Consider the following 16,281-nt stretch of genomic DNA (forward strand, 5'->3'; position numbering starts at 1 on the left):
TGCAGGTCCGGTAGCCGGTTTTTCACCCCGGACAAATGAAAACGGGCACCCGAAGGTGCCCGTTGCGTTACCCGGTTGCCGGCCAGCGGCCGGCACTACCGCGGATCAGTAGCGGTAATGATCCGGCTTGAACGGACCTTCCACCGGCACGCCGATGTAGTCGGCCTGTTCCTGGGTCAGGGTGGTCAGCTTCACGCCGATCTTCTCCAGGTGCAGTCGGGCCACTTCTTCGTCCAGCTTCTTCGGCAGCAGGTACACCGACTTTTCGTAGGTGTCCTTGTTCGCCCACAGGTCGATCTGGGCCAGGGTCTGGTTGGCAAAGCTGTTGGACATCACGAAGCTCGGGTGGCCGGTGGCGCAGCCGAGGTTGACCAGGCGGCCTTCGGCCAGCAGGAAGATCGCGTTGCCGTTCGGGAACACGTACTTGTCCACCTGCGGCTTGATGTTGATCTGCTGCACGCCCGGGTAGGCGACCAGCGCATCGACCTGGATTTCATTGTCGAAGTGGCCGATGTTGCAGACGATGGCCTGGTCCTTCATCGCGCTCAGGTGCTCGATGCGGATGATGTCCTTGTTGCCGGTGGTGGTGACGTACAGGTCGGCACGGCCCAGGGTCGATTCGATGGTGTTGACTTCAAAGCCTTCCATCGCCGCCTGCAGTGCGCAGATCGGATCGATTTCGGTGACTACTACGCGCGCGCCATAGGCACGCAGCGAAGCAGCGCAGCCCTTGCCCACATCGCCGTAACCGCAGACCACGGCCAGCTTGCCGGCCAGCATCACGTCCATCGCGCGCTTCAGGCCGTCGGCCAGCGACTCGCGGCAGCCGTACAGGTTGTCGAACTTGCTCTTGGTGACCGAGTCGTTGACGTTGATCGCCGGAATCAGCAGGGTGCCGGCCTGGGCCAGCTGGTACAGGCGGTGCACGCCGGTGGTGGTTTCCTCGGAAACGCCCTTCCAGTCCTTGACCACGCGACCCCAGTAACCCGGGCGTTCAACTGCCACGCGCTTGAGCAGGTTCTTGATCACCTGTTCTTCGTGCGAACCCGACGGGGTGTTGACCCAGTCGCTGCCGTTTTCCAGCTCATAGCCCTTGTGGATCAGCAGGGTGACGTCGCCGCCGTCGTCGACCACCAGCTCCGGACCGGTCAGGGTGCCGTCGGCCAGGGTGAAGGTCAGCGCGTCCAGGGTGCAGTCCCAGTACTCTTCCAGGGTTTCGCCCTTCCACGCGAACACAGGGGTGCCGGTGGCAGCGATGGCCGCAGCGGCGTGGTCCTGGGTCGAGAAGATGTTGCACGAGGCCCAGCGCACGTCGGCACCGATGTCCTTCAGGGTTTCAATCAGGACGGCGGTCTGGATGGTCATGTGCAGCGAGCCGGTCACGCGCACGCCCTTCAGCGGCAGGCTGGCGGCGTGCTTGCGGCGGATCGACATCAGGCCCGGCATTTCGTGCTCGGCGATGTCCAGCTCCTTGCGGCCCCAGTCGGCCAGGGAGATGTCGGCAATCTTGTAATCACCTTCGGTGGAGAAGGTCTTGGCAACAGCGTTCATGTAAAGCTCCGGTAAGTGACGTGGGTACGTCTTCGCCGGGCGCCGTTGGAACCATCCAGGCCACCGAGCCTGGCCGTCCAGGCAGAGCCGGTCCGGTCGCAGCGCCCCTCGGTGAAGGAGGCGGCCATTATATCCCGCCACGCTGCAATGGCATGAAACACCGCGTTCCCCAACCATCGGCAGGGGGCCGGGCGGCGGCCCCCTGTTAAGGTCCAAGGTTTACCGGAACAGGAATGCACGATGGCACGCAGTGAACGTGGGCGCAGAGCGCGCTGGAACCGCCTGATCATGGGCGCGGCGCTGCTGGCGGTGGCACCGCTGGGGCTGGCCGCCGGCGCGGGCAAGGCGAGCGCCCCGCAGACCACCGCCAGCGCGCCGCTGGCCGGTTACCAGCTGCCGTCGGCGCGCCTGCAGGCGGTGGTGGATGCCCCGCGTGCGCCTACCCTGAGCCTGTCGCCGCGTCGCGACCTGGCCGCACTGCTGCAGACACCGTCGCTGGCCGCAATTGGCTACGTGGCCCAGCCTGAGCTGAAGCTTGCCGGCGTGCGCATCCATCCGGCCACGCGTTCAGCCAGTCGTTTCAGCTTCGGCAACAAGCTGTGGCTGATGAACATCGCCGACGGCAAGGAGCGCCAGATCAGCGGCCTGCCGCAGCCGCTGTCGATTGCGTCGATGGCATGGTCGCCCGACCAGAAGTACCTGGCCTTCAACCAGGTGCAGCCGGCCACAGGCACCAATGAGCTGTGGCTGGTGGATATCGCAAGCAACAGCGCACGCAAGCTCGTTGGGCAGCTCAACACCGTATTCGGTGATGGGTATCAATGGCTGCCGGACAGCCGCGGCCTGCTCGCCACCGTACAGCCGGGCGGGCAGGGCAGTGCACCTGCCGCCGATGGCGTTCCGACCGGGCCGGCCATCCAGCAGACCGAGCCCGCCGCCGGCGTGCGCTCGCTGCGCACCTACCAGGATCTGCTGAAGAACGAAGCCGACGCGCGTCAGTTCGACTATTACGCCAGCGCCCAGCCGGTGCGTGTTGCGCTCAACGGCAACACCACCGCGCTGTCCAGCGTTGGCATCTACCTGGACCTGGACGTGTCGCCGGACGGAAGCTACCTGCTGGCCGAGCGCGTGCTGCGTCCGTATTCCTACCAGGTGCCGGCCGACGATTTCCCGCGCCGCATCGAAGTGCTGTCTGCCGCCGACGGCTCGCTGCAGCACACCCTGGCCGAACTGCCGCTGGTGGAGGGGTTGCCCACCGGCAACGATGCCGTACCCACCGGCGTGCGCCGGGTCAGCTGGCGCGCCGATGTCCCGGCGACGCTGGTCTGGGCTGAAGCCCAGGACGGCGGCGACCCCGCCCGTGAGACGCAGGTGCGTGATGCCGTGCTGACCCAGGCCGCGCCGTTCGACCGCCCGCCGCAGACCCTGGCCCAGCTGGGCAGCCGCTACGCCGGCATCCAGTGGGGGCGCGGCGACCTCGCCCTGCTCAACGAATCGTGGTGGAAGAGCCGCACGGTGAAGCAGTGGCGCATCGCCCCGGATCACCCGGAGACCGAGCCGCAGCTGCTGGTGGAGCGTTCCTCGCAGGACCGCTACAACGACCCCGGTCGTCCGGGCATGGTCCGCGACGTCAACGGCCGCAGCCGCCTGCAGACCAGCGCCGACGGCCGCAGCATCTTCCTGTACGGCCAGGGAGCCTCGCCGGAAGGCGACCGTCCGTTCGTGGACCGCTTCGACCTGGACAGCCGCCAGACCACCCGCCTGTTCCATTCGCAGGCTCCGAGCTATGCGGCACCCCAGGCGCTGCTGGACCAGGAAGGCACCTCGCTGCTGCTGACCCGCGAGTCGCCGGACGAGCCGGCCAACTACTACGTACAGTCCCTGACCGACGCTACGGCCGCACCGCGCGCGTTGACCGCGTTCACCCACCCGCTGCCGCAGTTGCGTGGGGTGAGCAAGGAGCAGATCCGCTACAAGCGCAACGACGGCGTGGACCTCACCGCCACGCTGATGCTGCCGCCGGGCTACAACGCGAAGAAGGACGGCCCGCTGCCGCTGCTGATGTGGGCGTATCCGGGTGAGTTCAAAACCGCTGCCGCCGCCAGCCAGGTCACCGACTCGCCGTACCGCTTCAACGCAGTGGGCTACTGGGGCCCGCAGGCGTTCCTGGCCACGGGTTATGCGGTGCTGGTCAGCCCGTCGATGCCGATCATCGGTGAAGGCGACAAGGAGCCCAACGACACCTACCTGCCGCAGCTGATCGCCAATGCCGAAGCGGCCGTGGACGAAGTGGTGCGCCGGGGCGTGACCGACCGCGAGCACATCGCCATTGGCGGGCATTCCTACGGTGCGTTCATGACCGCCAACCTGCTGGCGCACACGCGCCTGTTCAAGGCCGGCATCGCGCGCAGCGGCGCGTATAACCGGTCGCTGACCCCGTTTGGTTTCCAGGCCGAGGAGCGCAGTTACTGGCAGGCGCAGGACGTGTACCAGAAGATGTCTCCGTTCAACTACGCCGGCGATATCAAGGATCCGATCCTCTTCATCCATGGTCTGGACGACAACAACTCCGGCACCTTCCCGATGCAGAGCGAGCGCATGTTCTCGGCGGTGAAGGGGCTGGGCGGTACGTCGCGTCTGGTGATGCTGCCCAACGAATCGCACCACTACCGCGCCCGTGAGTCGATCATGACCATGCTGGCTGAAAGCGAACGTTGGCTCGAGAACACCATCGGCCCCGGCCAGCCGATCAAGAAGAAATGATCCATGCGCCGGTCACCCCGTACGGGGTGACCGGCATGGAACACATGCAAATGAAACTTTTTGCATGCCGATATGCGGCCCACAATCTGCGTTACGCTTGACCGGATTCCGTTCCTTCAGGCCCATGCGTCGCAGATGAACGAATACCGCAGCAGCATCGTGTTTGCCACCCCGGACATTCCCCTGCGTGACGACGTGCGCCGGCTCGGCGCGCTGGTCGGCGACCTGCTGGTCGAGCAGGTATCCGAAGACTTCTTCGAGCACATTGAACAGATCCGCACCCGCGCCATCGCACGGCGTGAGAGTGGTGCGCCGCTGAGCGACCTCAGCGCGGCATTGCATGACCTGGCACCGGCCGAAGCAGAAGCCACCGTGCGCGCCTTCAGTACCTATTTCCAGGTGGTCAACATCGCCGAGCGCGTGCACCGCATCCGCCGTCGTCGTGACTACCAGCGCGCCGGCACCGCCGCGCCGCAGCCGGACAGCCTGCAGGACGCCCTGCAGCATCTGAAAAACCAGGGCGTCACCCTCGACGAACTGGCGCAGTGGCTGCCACGCATCGACATCGAACCGGTGTTCACCGCGCACCCCACCGAAGCGGTGCGCCGCGCGCTGCTGGAAAAAGAGCAGCTGATGGTGGCCAGCCTGGTGGATGCACTGGACGGTCAGCGCACCCCGGGTGAAGCGGCGGCCGATGCCGCCCGCTTCCGCATGGCGCTTACCGCTTCCTGGCAGACCACCGACTCCTCGCCGGTGCGGCCGACCGTGGATGACGAACGCGAACACGTCGGCTTCTACCTGGTGCAGGTGCTGTACCGGGTGATGCCGGTGCTGTACGAATCGCTGCAACAGGCGCTGCTCGATACCTATGGTGAGACGCTGCCGCTACCGCGCCTGCTGCGCTTCGGCACCTGGGTCGGCGGTGACATGGATGGCAACCCGAATGTCGATGCCCGCACCATTCGCAACACGCTGGATGCGCAGCGCCAGGCGGTGTTGGGGCGCTATCAGAAAGACCTGCTGCAGCTGGCCAGCCTGCTCAGCCAGAGCACCGAGCGGGTCGGGGTCAGTGATGCGCTGCAGGCGCAGGTCGCGCACTACCAGCAGCTGCTGCCGAACGTGACCTCGCGCCCGCGCCACGCTGACATGCCGTACCGCCTGCTCAACGACCGCATGCGCGCGCGCGTGCAGGCGACACTGGATGACGCCGACGGTGCCTACGCCGGCCCGCACGAGCTGGAACACGACCTGCAGCTGATCCTGGACAGCCTGCACGCCAACAAGGGTGATCACGCCGGCGGCTTTGCCGTGCGTCGCCTGCTGTGGCGCGTGCGCACGTTCGGCTTCCATCTGGCGCGGCTGGACGTGCGCCAGGAATCCAGCGTGCACGGTCGCGCGCTGGCCAGCGTGCTGGACGGACAGGAGGTCTGGGACAACGCCGACGCGCTGGCTCGTGCCGAACGTCTGGCCCCGTTCGCCAGTGGCGAGCAGACGCTGCCGCCCAGCACGGAAGAAGGTGGGCAGCGCCTGGACGCGGTGTTCGCCGCGCTGGCCGATGCGCGCCAGCGCCACGGCACCGACGCGCTGGGCAGCTACATCATTTCCATGGCCCACGACCGCAGCGACGTGCTGGCAGTGTTGGCGTTGGCACGGCGTGGCGGGCTGGTCAACGACGAAGGTGCTGTCCCGCTGGATATCGCGCCATTGTTCGAAACCGTTGACGACCTCAAGCGCGGCACCGACACGCTGCGCGACCTGCTCGCCGACCCGGTATACCGCGCCCACCTGCGCGCGCGCGACGACGTGCAGATGGTGATGCTGGGCTATTCGGACAGCGGCAAGGATGGCGGCATCGCCGCTTCGCGCTGGGGCCTGCAGCGGGCACAGGTGGAACTGCTGGAGGTCGCGGCAGAAACCGGCATCCGGTTGACCTTCTTCCACGGTCGCGGCGGTTCGATCAGCCGCGGTGGCGGCAAGACCACCCACGCGGTGGACGCCTCGCCGCGTGGCAGCATCGACGGACGCCTGCGCGTCACCGAGCAGGGCGAGGTGATCCACCGCAAGTACGGCATCCGCGCACTGGCGCTGCGTTCGCTGGAGCAGGCCACCGGGGCGGTGCTGCGCTCCAGCCTGCGCCCGCGTGCGCCCGAGCCGCGCGAAGACCAATGGCGTCCGGTGATGGACCTGATCGCCGAGCGCAGCGCGGCGGCCTATCGCGCCTTTGTCGGCCAACCGGATTTCATGCAGTACTTCCGTTTGGCCACGCCGATTGATGTAATCGAGCGCATGACCCTGGGCTCGCGCCCGTCGCGACGGCTCGGCCAGGATGCGGCGCTGGGCAACCTACGTGCGATTCCGTGGGTGTTCGCCTGGAGCCAGGCGCGCGCGGTGATCCCCGGCTGGTACGGGGTGGGCAGTGGCCTGCAGGCGGCGCTCGATGCGGGCCATGAAGAAACCCTGCACGAGATGGCGCGTGACTGGCCGTTCTTCAGCACCTTCCTGGACGACATCGCGATGGTGCTGTCCAAGGGCGACATCACCATTGCCGAGCAGTTCTCGCAGTTGTCTGGTCCGCTGCATAAGCGTTTCTTCCCGCAGATCGAGCAGGAACTGGCACTGACCGGGAAGCTGATCCTGGCGCTGACCGGGCAGAGCTCCCTGCTGCAGCACGATCAGCGACTGGCGTTGTCGATCCGGCTGCGGAATCCGTACGTGGACCCGATCAGTGTGCTGCAGGTGGACCTGCTCAAGCGCTGGCGTGAAAGCGGTGGTGAAGATGACGAGGTGCTGCGTGCGTTGGTGGCCTGCGTGAATGGCGTGTCGCAGGGTGTGCAGAATACGGGTTGAGTCCGGTCACGACCAACGGTCGTGACCTACCGATCGTCACTCCATCCGATACATCGATCATCGCCGCCGTCGGATACACCCGGTAGATCACGACCGTTGGTCGTGATCGCTCACCCCTCGGCCGACGGCGGATTCGACGCCAGCAACTCCCGCTGGCGCTGCTCCATTTCCGCCCGCAGCTGCCGGCGGATCAGCGCGGCCGCATGCCGGCGGCGCTGGTTGCTGCTGTCCAGTTCCAGCGGCGGCACCGGCGTGGGCTTGCCGTCGTCATCCACGGCGACCATCGTGAAGAAGCAGCTGTTGGCGTGGCGCACGCTGCGCTTCATGATGTCCTCGGCGACCACCTTCACCCCGATCTCCATCGACGAGGTGCCGGTGTAGTTCACCGAGGCCAGGAAGGTCACCAGTTCGCCCACGTGGATCGGCTCGCGGAAGGTGACCTGGTCGACCGACAGGGTCACCACGTAACGGCCGGCATAGCGGCTGGCGCAGGCGTAGGCGACCTGGTCGAGCAGGCGCAGCACCGCGCCGCCGTGGACCTTGCCGGAGAAGTTGGCCATGTCCGGCGTCATCAGCACGGTCATGGACAGCTGGTGGGATTTGAGTTCAGTGGTCATGCGCTCAACAGTGCCAGTTGCGCTTCCGATGGGAAACCCCGGGTCAGGTAGCGTGGCGGGTGCAGGTGGCGCGGGTCGCGCTCCAGCAGATCTCCCACAATCGCCATCGCCTTGTTCCAAGGCACCCGGATGATGGGGGGCTCGTCCTCCGCCGGGATCACCAGCGCCAGGTAGTCCGTCTGCGGAATCGAGGCATCCACGCCCTCGGTCCAGCTGGCAATCGAGATCCACTCTTCGCCAGCGGCAAACGCCATGTACGTCGCTACAAAGATGTCCACGCCATGGGCCTCATGCACGCGCTCAAGCAACTGCTTCTGCACGTGGTAAGCATCCTGGTTCAACGTCACGCGAAGCTGGCTCTGCTTCTGTCGCAGCGCCTCGGTGCTGGGTTCCTTTACGACAATGCGGCCGTCGTCATCGTGGCGCAGAAGTTCCCACGAGATCGCGCGGCCGGCCTTCACCTCTTCCAGTGCGATGTCGAACATCGCGAGCTGTGCGGCCTCGTCGTTCTCACCGGCGACCATCATCAGGTCGCGGGTCGCGAGCAGGACGACCGGTCGTCCTGAAACGGGGACCCGGTTCACCAGTTCGGGCAGCAGGGCACGGCTGCTGTCATAGCAGTCCTGCCAGTTGGCGCGGAACAGGCCGGGGGCGATGGGCTCGAAGGGTTCCTGCTCCTGCTCGCGCAGATTGCCACGCGCGATGTCGAGGGCTTCGTGCAGCGAGACGCCCCAGTCCGCAACCGGGCCGTCCGTCTTGGTCATCATGTGCTCGGGGTGATCGATGGCGATCAGCTCCACGCACTCTTCGGTGAGCTGGCGGTACTGAAGGGTGTTGGGTACGTCCCAGCCCTTCTGCACAATTTCTCCCAGCCGGACCTGCTCCAACTGCGAGGCGCTGCGGATGATGGGACGCAGCAATGGCCGGATCTCGTCCCAGGCCAGCTCGGTGTCATTGCTGGCGTGCATGGCGCGCACAAACTGGTCCAGCGCCTGCTGCTGCTTGCCGCGCTTGGCGCTGAGGTAGGCGTGATGGGCGTTGTGCAGGTTGAAATAAGCACCCTTGCCGACCTGCACGCGGAACAGTTCAGCGTCGTAGCTCAACGGCTGGGTGATGCCACTGCGGCGGGCGGTGCTCATGAAGCGTTCGGCGAACGCGTCGTTGTCCGGGGTGTGTTTGAACAGCTTGTCCAGCAGGCGGGATAACATGAGCGAGCATCCTTGATCGATGCTGCAAGTGTATCCGCGTAGTGACGCGCCATGCGCGTCTCGGGGGACATTCGGGCATCGCGATGACGCGCATGGCGCGTCACTACGCCAAAGAGAAGGGCCGCTTGCGCGGCCCTTCGTCTTTCTTACTTCAGCTTCGCGTCGGCGCGGAGGGCGGCGGCGCGGTCGGTCTTCTCCCAGGAGAAGGCCGTGGCGTTGACCGTTTCGCCAGCACCGTTGAGGTAGCTGAACTCCTTCGGCTTGCGGCCGAAGTGGCCGTAGGCGGCGGTCTGCTGGTACATCGGGTGGATCAGGTCCAGCATCTTGATGATGCCGTACGGACGCAGATCGAAGTGCTTGCGGATCAGCTTTTCGATCTTGTCATCGCTGATCTTGCCGGTGCCGAAGGTGGTGACCGAGATCGAGGTCGGCTCGGCCACGCCGATGGCGTAGGAGACCTGCACTTCGCAACGGTCGGCCAGGCCGGCAGCCACGACGTTCTTGGCGACGTAACGGGCGGCGTAGGCAGCCGAACGGTCGACCTTCGACGGATCCTTGCCCGAGAACGCGCCACCACCGTGACGGGCCCAGCCGCCGTAGGTGTCGACGATGATCTTGCGGCCGGTCAGGCCGCAATCGCCCACCGGGCCACCGATCTCGAACTTGCCGGTCGGGTTGATGTGGAACTTGGTGCCCTTGTGCAGCCACTTGGCCGGCAGCACCGGCTTGATGATCTCTTCGCGGACGGCCTCGATCAGGTCCTTCTGCTTGATGCCCGGGGCGTGCTGGGTCGACAGCACCACCGCGTCGATGGCCGCCACTTCGCCGTTTTCATAGCGCAGGGTGACCTGGCTCTTGGCATCCGGGCGCAGCCACGACAGCGGCGAGTTCTTCTTCTTGCGGATCTTGGCCTGCTGCTCGACCAGACGGTGCGACAGGTGGATCGCGGCCGGCATGTAGCTGTCGGTTTCGTTGGTGGCATAGCCGAACATCAGGCCCTGGTCGCCCGCGCCCATTTCTTCCGGCTTCTTGCGGTCAACGCCCTGGGCGATGTGCGGGGACTGCTTGCCGATCAGGTTCAGCACGCCGCAGGTGGCGCCGTCGAAGCCGACGTCGGAGCTGTCGTAGCCGATGTCCACGATGACCTTGCGGGTCAGCGCTTCCAGGTCGATCCACGCCGAGGTGGTGATTTCACCGGCGACGATGGCAACGCCGGTCTTGACCATGGTCTCGCAGGCCACGCGGGCGCGCTGGTCCTGGGTCAGGATCGCGTCCAGCACCGCATCGGAGATCTGGTCGGCAACCTTGTCCGGATGGCCTTCAGAGACCGACTCGGAGGTGAAGAGGTAGCTGGACATCAGGCTTAATATCCTTTGATTCGGATGGAAAGATGGGCGCGAATGATACACGGCCAGTCGCGCCATTGCATTGTGGCCCAGCGGGGGTTGCCCGTGGTTAAGCCGGCGTGCCCGCCCGGAAAGCCCGCTGTTACGGCATTAGGGCCCAGCATCGGGGGCCAGTGTTCCATCCGCGTGACGGCCGCCGGGCCCGCCGTGTCATCAATCTGCCGCCAAACCGCCACCTGACTGCCGCCTCCCGGGTTCAGGCTTCGCCCAGCCAACCGTCCGTGGGGCCGCCGTGCAGGAACTCGAACAGCGTCTGCAGCAACGTTTTCCCGATTGGTTCCGCGGCCGTCGCGGGCACCTGGCCCGCCCGCTGCTGCGCGGGGTGGGGCGCTGGTCCCGGCTTGACCGGGTCGACGCCTTCCTGCGTCAGCACGCGGGAGTGCGCGGTTTCGACTTCGTCGCTGCGGGTCTGGATTTCCTCGACAGCCGCTACCAGGTGGACCCCGCCGAACTGGCCCGCATCCCGTCCACCGGCCGGCTGCTGATCGTGGCCAACCACCCGTCGGGGGCGCTGGATGCGCTCGCGCTGCTGGATGCGGTGGGCCGGGTGCGGCGCGACGTGCGGATCGTGGCCAACGACCTGCTGGGGGCCATCGGCCCGCTGCAGGACCTGCTGCTGCCGGTGCGGATGCTGGGCGGCAAGATCCAGCGGGCCAGCCTGCAGGCAGTGGAGCAGGCGCTGGCGGCCGAGCAGTGCGTGATCGTGTTCCCGGCCGGGGAGGTCTCGCGCCTGTCATTGCAGGGCATCCGCGACGGGCGCTGGCAGCGCGGCTTTGTCCGTTTCGCCCGTGCAGCCGGTGCCCCGGTGCTGCCGGTACGGGTGCAGGCACGCAACTCGGCGCTGTTCTATGGGGCGTCCACCTTCTTCAAACCGGCCGGTACGGCCCTGCTCGCGCGGGAGATGTTCGCCCGCCGTGGGAGGCCACTGCGGTTGCGCATCGGCACGCCGATGACGCTGGGCCAGGGCGATCCCGGGCAGCAGCTGAAAGCGGTACGGCAGGCGCTCTATGCCCTGGGGCGCGGCGCACAGGCCGCCCCGCTTGCGACGCCGGCTTGCGGCCCGGAGCCGCTGGCGGCCCCGATCGCCCCCGCGCAGGTCGCCTGCGCCATCGCCGCCGCCAGCGTGCTCGGCCAGACCGGCGACGGCAAACACATCCTGTTGGCACGCTGCGCGGCCGACTGTCCGCTGCTGCTGGAACTGGGAAGGCTGCGCGAACTGACCTTCCGCCAGGTGGGCGAAGGTACCGGCCGCAGCCGCGACCTGGACGCCTTCGACCTGCGCTACGAGCACATCGTGATCTGGGACGGTGCCGCCCAGCGTGTGGCCGGTGCCTACCGCATCATGCGCGGCGCGCAGGCACTGGCCCGCGATGGGCTGGCCGGTCTCTACAGCGCCGCGCTGTTCCGCTACGCCGATGACGCCATTCCGCGCATTGCCGAAGGCCTGGAGCTGGGGCGCAGCTTTGTCGTGCCGGATTACTGGGGCAGCCGCAGCCTGGACTACCTGTGGCAGGGCATCGGCGCCTATCTGCAATGTCGCCCGGGCATCCGCTATCTGTTCGGCGCGGTGTCGATCAGCGCCGCACTGCCGCGCGAGGCCCGCGAGCAGCTGGTGGCGTATTACCAGCGCTACTTCGGGGCGGGCGTCGGGCTGGCCGAGTCCAACCAGCCGTTCCAGTACTTCGCTGCGCCGCCGAGCTTCGGTGAGCTGGACGCGGGAGCAGCGTTCGATGTGCTCAAGGCCAACCTGGCGGCGCTGGGTACCGGCGTGCCCACCCTGTACCGGCAATACACCGACCTGTGCGAACCCGGCGGCGCGCGCTTCCTCGCGTTCGGGGTGGACCCGGACTTCAGCGATTCCATCGACGGGCTGATCGAAGTGGACCTGCAGGCGATACGCCCGAACAAGCGCAAACGCTACCTGCGCCCGGCGGCGGTGTCGGCATGAAGCCGGTGACACTGCTGCCGCCGCACCGTCGCGCGGTGTTCCTGTCGGACGTACACCTGGGCTCGCGCCACTGCCATGCGGCCGAGCTGGCGCAGTTCCTGCGCGGACTGCGCTGCACCCAGTTGTACCTGGTCGGCGACATCATTGATCTGTGGTGGCTGGCGCACCGTCGCGCCGCCTGGCGGCCTTCGCACAGCGCGGTGATTGAAGCGCTGCATGCGCTGCGCCGTGCCGGCACCGAGATCATCTACATTCCCGGCAACCACGATGCGTCGCTGCGACAGATGTGCGGGTTGATGCTGCCCGCCATGCAGGTGCGGCGTCGCGCCATCCACACCACCGCTGACGGTCGCCGCCTGCTGGTGGTGCATGGGGATGACTACGATGGCGTGACCCATTTCGGTGGGCTGCAGGAAAAGTTCGGTGACTGGCTGTATTACCGCATTCTCACCGGCAATCACCTGCTCAATGCCGCGCGCCGACGGCTGGGCATGCGCTACTGGTCGTTGTCCGAATTCCTGAAGCGGCAGAGCAGTGCCGCCGAGCGCTACATCGAGCGCTTCGTGCAGGCCGGGTTGGACGACGTGCGCCGGCGCGGGTTGGATGGGATCGTGTGCGGGCATATCCATCGCGCGGCATTGGTTGAACGCGACGGGCTGGTGTATGCCAATGACGGGGATTGGGTGGAAAGCCTGACCGCCTTGGCCGAAGACCCGGATGGCACGTTGCGGCTGCTGGATCACCACGGCCAGCCGCGTAGTGACACGCCATGCGTGTCTCCACGCGACATCTGGCACCGCGATGACACGCATGGCGTGTCACTACGACCGGGGCGCGCGATTGCGTGACACGACACCACGCGGAATGATTACCATCGGCAGATGGATTCCCTCTCCCAGATCGTTCTTGGCGGTGCCATCGCTGCCGCCATCGCTCCCGCCGGCCACCGCCGCGCGGCCCTGCTAGCCGGTGCCGCCCTCGGCACCCTGCCGGACCTCGACGCCCTGGTGCTCGCGTTCACCGCCACCGACCCGGTTGCGGTGATGACCGAACACCGCAGCTACAGCCATTCGCTGCTGGTGCTGCCGTGGGTCGCCGCGTTGATCTGGTGGGGCTTCAAACGCTTCGGCAAAGGTCGTGTCGCGGAGTCACCCGTGCGCTGGTTCTGGGCAATCCTGCTCGCGCTGGTCACCCACCCGGTGCTGGATGCGTTCACCGTCTACGGCACCCAGCTGTGGTGGCCGTTCACCCCGCCGCCCACGATGTGGTCCAGTGTCTTCATCATCGACCCGCTGTACACGGTGTGGCTGCTGCTGGCCTGCATCGTGGCGTGGTTCGCACGCGCGCGCCCGCTGGCCCAGCGTGCACTGGTCGCAGGGCTGGTACTGAGCACCGGCTACCTGGGCTGGTCGCTGCTGGCCAAACACCAGGTTGAGCGCGAAGCCGACCGCGCGCTGGCCGCCATGGGCCTGGGCAATGCCCCGCGTTTCTCCGTCGCCACCCCGTTCAACACGGTGCTATGGCAGGTGGTCGCGATGACCCCGAGTGGCTATGTGATCGGCGAACGTTCGGTGATCGCGGACAAGGGGCCGATGACGTTCCGGGGGTATCCGTCGAATGTGCAGGCATTGCGCCAAGCCGCCGACATCCCGGCCGTGGCTCGGCTGAACTGGTTCAACCGCGGCTTCATGCGTGCGCAGGTGGTGGACGGCCAGTTGCAGCTCAGCGACCTGCGCATGGGGCTGGAGCCGGATTACACCTTTACCTTCGCGGTGGCGAAGCAGCAGGGCGAGGGCTGGGAAGCGATCACCCCGCAACAGCTGCGCCCCGCGTATGAGGGGGATGAAGGACGCGAACGCGCCAAGCGGCGTTTCGGCACGCTGTGGCAGCGCATGTGGCATCAAGCCCCGGCCGACGGCGTGGCGCGCTGACTATCTGGGGGCGTGGCTCTACGGCGGTCAATAAACCGTCGCGCGCGCCTGCACGAACGAGAAGAAAAACACCGCGTTCGGATCGTTCTGCACCAGCCCGAACTCCTGGCGCATGCCGTCCACTGTGGCCTGATCCACCAGCCCGGCTTCCAGCAGCGGCTCGGCCGCCGACAGCAGCAACTGCTCCCAGAACGCAATCATGGTCTTGCGCCGCGCCGGTTCGCGGTTGTCCAGGTGAATGGTCTTGATCTCGGTGTGCACGTCGCGGAAACCACCGGCCAGCAGCAGGTTGCCGAGCTTGGCCCCGACAAACGGGTCGCCGCCGTGGTCGTACTGGAAGTCATTGAACGCCATCCAGTAGCGCCAGATGTGCGGCGAATACGGGTCGAGCAGGAACGAAGCGTTCATCACCTCGGTCACATACACCGGCGAACCCGGCACCAGCACACGACGCACTTCACCGAGCACGCGCGCGGGCGAGGGCACATGCTCCAGCATCCAGCACAGGAAGGCCGAATCGAACTCGCGCGGGCCGAACGGAAGGTTGCCGGCGTCGGCCTGCTGCAGGGTGTAGCGCTCGCTGCACCACGGGGTCTTTTCCAGATTCTGGCGCGCAGTGGCCAGCTGGGCCTCGCTCAGATCCACGCCGGTGACATGCAGTTCCGGGAAACGGCGCAGCAGGATCTCGGTCTGCGCGCCCACGCCGCTGCCGACTTCCAGCAGCTTGCGCGCGCCGGTGTAGTCGATGCTGTTGAAGATGGTCGACTCGAGCAGACGGGACTGAACGACCAGGCGATGCTGTTCGGTATCAGAGAAGCCGTGCAGATAGGTGGGGGAGGCGATGGGAGGCGTCATGGCAATCACACAGATCTCGGGGGTCTGTGACCCCGGTAGCGTCGAGCACTGCTCGACGAATGTCGGATTCAGGCAGCAAATGACAACGGCTGTCCCGCTGCCAAGGCATCAAAGTAGTCCCGCGTCAGCGCAACCTGCTGCGCGGCATCTTCAGCCCGGTTGACCACCGCACGGAACGCGGCATTCTCCGGCCGATCCTTGGCGTACCAGCCCAGATGCTTGCGCGCGATGCGCACGCCCTGGGCCTCGCCGTAGAAGTCGTGCAGCGCGTGCAGATGTCCGAGCAGGATGTCGCGCACCTCGACCAACGTCGGCGGCGGCAGTTCTTCGCCGGTAGCCAGGTAATGCGCCACTTCGCGGAAGATCCACGGCCGGCCCTGGGCGGCGCGGCCGATCATCACCGCATCCACGCCGGTCTGGGCGAGCACCTGGGCGGCCTTCTGCGGCGAATCAATGTCGCCGTTGGCGAGCACCGGAATGCGCAGGGCGTCCTTGATGGCGGCGATGGTCTCGTACTCGGCGCTGCCGGTGTAATGCTGGTCGCGGGTGCGGCCATGCACGGCCAGCGCGGCAATGCCGCTGTCTTCGGCGATGTGCGCGATGCGCGGGCCATTGCGATGGTCGCAGTCCCAGCCGGTGCGGATCTTCAGGGTGACCGGCACGGGCACGGCGTTGACCACGGCGGTGAGGATGCGGGCCACCAGGTCCTCATCGCGCATCAGGGCGGAGCCGGCCCAGGCATTGCACACCTTCTTGGCGGGGCAGCCCATGTTGATGTCGATGATCTGCGCGCCGTGGTCGACGTTGTAGCGGGCCGCGTCGGCGAGCTGGGCCGGTTCGGTGCCGGCGATCTGCACGCTGATCGGGGCGGGTTCGCCGGCGTGGTCCATGCGGTGGATGGACTTGCGGGTGTTCCAGAAACGGGGGTCGGAGATGGTCATCTCCGAGGCAGCCAGTCCCGCGCCGAGCCGTTTGCACAGCAGGCGGAAGGGCTTGTCGGTGACGCCGGCCATGGGCGCAAGCACCACGTTGGGCTGGATGGAATAGGGGCCGATCTGCATGGTCGGCATTGTAGTGCGCCGGGCGTTGGCCGGGCGTGCCGGTCATGGAACGCTGGGGTGACCGACGCCGCGGAAAAGAAAAACGGCGCTTCCG

General features: G+C 66.7%; 11 protein-coding genes and 1 riboswitch. Of the genes, 5 read left to right on the forward strand and 6 right to left on the reverse strand.

Annotated features, from left to right (window positions below):
• Positions 1 to 105: 105 nt before the first annotated feature.
• Positions 106 to 1,551 (reverse strand): adenosylhomocysteinase, encoded by a 1,446-nt coding sequence (ahcY, locus tag PDM29_RS10875; RefSeq protein ID WP_311190191.1) that lies wholly within the window; start codon positions 1,549 to 1,551, stop codon positions 106 to 108.
• A 30-nt stretch (positions 1,552 to 1,581) separates the two neighbouring features.
• Positions 1,582 to 1,667: riboswitch (S-adenosyl-L-homocysteine riboswitch) on the reverse strand.
• Positions 1,668 to 1,791: 124 nt separating this feature from the next.
• Here ahcY and PDM29_RS10880 point away from each other — a divergent pair.
• Positions 1,792 to 4,314 carry an alpha/beta hydrolase family protein gene (locus PDM29_RS10880; RefSeq protein WP_311190192.1) on the forward strand — a complete coding sequence of 841 codons (2,523 nt, stop codon included), beginning with the start codon at positions 1,792 to 1,794 and terminating at the stop codon, positions 4,312 to 4,314.
• Positions 4,315 to 4,449: 135 nt separating this feature from the next.
• Positions 4,450 to 7,161 (forward strand): phosphoenolpyruvate carboxylase, encoded by a 2,712-nt coding sequence (gene ppc / locus PDM29_RS10885; RefSeq protein ID WP_311190193.1) that lies wholly within the window; start codon positions 4,450 to 4,452, stop codon positions 7,159 to 7,161.
• A 110-nt stretch (positions 7,162 to 7,271) separates the two neighbouring features.
• Here ppc and PDM29_RS10890 read toward each other — a convergent pair whose 3' ends face one another.
• The 3 genes from PDM29_RS10890 to metK form a co-directional block, all read right to left on the reverse strand.
• On the reverse strand, positions 7,272 to 7,778 hold the full coding sequence (locus tag PDM29_RS10890) for an acyl-CoA thioesterase (RefSeq protein ID WP_311190194.1): 507 nt from the start codon (positions 7,776 to 7,778) through the stop codon (positions 7,272 to 7,274).
• Entirely contained in the window at positions 7,775 to 8,986 is a 1,212-nt protein-coding gene (locus tag PDM29_RS10895; RefSeq protein ID WP_311190195.1) for a DUF1444 domain-containing protein, read from the reverse strand. The genes PDM29_RS10890 and PDM29_RS10895 overlap by 4 nt, the downstream gene beginning before the upstream one ends.
• 146 nt (positions 8,987 to 9,132) lie before the next feature.
• Positions 9,133 to 10,344 carry a methionine adenosyltransferase gene (gene metK / locus PDM29_RS10900; protein WP_282298512.1) on the reverse strand — a complete coding sequence of 404 codons (1,212 nt, stop codon included), beginning with the start codon at positions 10,342 to 10,344 and terminating at the stop codon, positions 9,133 to 9,135.
• Between the two features lie 280 nt (positions 10,345 to 10,624).
• Between metK and olsF the strand changes: the two genes are divergently transcribed.
• From olsF to PDM29_RS10915, 3 genes are read left to right on the forward strand one after another with little or no spacing between them, the layout of a single operon-like run.
• Positions 10,625 to 12,340: a bifunctional ornithine lipid synthase OlsF gene (olsF, locus tag PDM29_RS10905; protein ID WP_311190196.1), complete on the forward strand. Its 1,716-nt coding sequence runs from the start codon at positions 10,625 to 10,627 to the stop codon at positions 12,338 to 12,340.
• Complete coding sequence (locus PDM29_RS10910; RefSeq protein WP_311190197.1) at positions 12,337 to 13,188, forward strand: UDP-2,3-diacylglucosamine diphosphatase; 852 nt, start codon at positions 12,337 to 12,339, stop codon at positions 13,186 to 13,188. The genes olsF and PDM29_RS10910 overlap by 4 nt, the downstream gene beginning before the upstream one ends.
• Before the next feature lie 33 nt (positions 13,189 to 13,221).
• Positions 13,222 to 14,271 carry a metal-dependent hydrolase gene (locus PDM29_RS10915; protein ID WP_311190198.1) on the forward strand — a complete coding sequence of 350 codons (1,050 nt, stop codon included), beginning with the start codon at positions 13,222 to 13,224 and terminating at the stop codon, positions 14,269 to 14,271.
• A 27-nt stretch (positions 14,272 to 14,298) separates the two neighbouring features.
• Here the strand turns inward: PDM29_RS10915 and PDM29_RS10920 are convergent, their stop codons facing one another.
• Both PDM29_RS10920 and dusB read right to left on the reverse strand, forming a co-directional pair.
• A complete protein-coding gene (locus tag PDM29_RS10920) occupies positions 14,299 to 15,126 on the reverse strand; it encodes a methyltransferase domain-containing protein (protein ID WP_311190199.1) in 828 nt (275 codons plus the stop codon).
• A 68-nt stretch (positions 15,127 to 15,194) separates the two neighbouring features.
• Positions 15,195 to 16,187, reverse strand: coding sequence for a tRNA dihydrouridine synthase DusB (gene dusB / locus PDM29_RS10925; RefSeq protein WP_311193765.1), 993 nt, complete (start codon positions 16,185 to 16,187; stop codon positions 15,195 to 15,197).
• Positions 16,188 to 16,281: the final 94 nt, after the last annotated feature.

Origin of the sequence: Stenotrophomonas oahuensis (assembly GCF_031834595.1) — a bacterium.
Taxonomy (GTDB): Bacteria; Pseudomonadota; Gammaproteobacteria; order Xanthomonadales; family Xanthomonadaceae; genus Stenotrophomonas; species Stenotrophomonas oahuensis.

Coding starts and splice junctions, on each gene's coding strand:
- ppc (WP_311190193.1), top strand. CDS start 4,450: ATGAACGAATACCGCAGCAGCATCGTGTTTGCCACCCCGGACATTCCC.
- dusB (WP_311193765.1), bottom strand. CDS start 16,187: ATGCAGATCGGCCCCTATTCCATCCAGCCCAACGTGGTGCTTGCGCCC.
- metK (WP_282298512.1), bottom strand. CDS start 10,344: ATGTCCAGCTACCTCTTCACCTCCGAGTCGGTCTCTGAAGGCCATCCG.
- PDM29_RS10920 (WP_311190199.1), bottom strand. CDS start 15,126: ATGACGCCTCCCATCGCCTCCCCCACCTATCTGCACGGCTTCTCTGAT.
- PDM29_RS10890 (WP_311190194.1), bottom strand. CDS start 7,778: ATGACCACTGAACTCAAATCCCACCAGCTGTCCATGACCGTGCTGATG.
- ahcY (WP_311190191.1), bottom strand. CDS start 1,551: ATGAACGCTGTTGCCAAGACCTTCTCCACCGAAGGTGATTACAAGATT.
- PDM29_RS10910 (WP_311190197.1), top strand. CDS start 12,337: ATGAAGCCGGTGACACTGCTGCCGCCGCACCGTCGCGCGGTGTTCCTG.
- PDM29_RS10895 (WP_311190195.1), bottom strand. CDS start 8,986: ATGTTATCCCGCCTGCTGGACAAGCTGTTCAAACACACCCCGGACAAC.
- PDM29_RS10880 (WP_311190192.1), top strand. CDS start 1,792: ATGGCACGCAGTGAACGTGGGCGCAGAGCGCGCTGGAACCGCCTGATC.
- PDM29_RS10915 (WP_311190198.1), top strand. CDS start 13,222: ATGGATTCCCTCTCCCAGATCGTTCTTGGCGGTGCCATCGCTGCCGCC.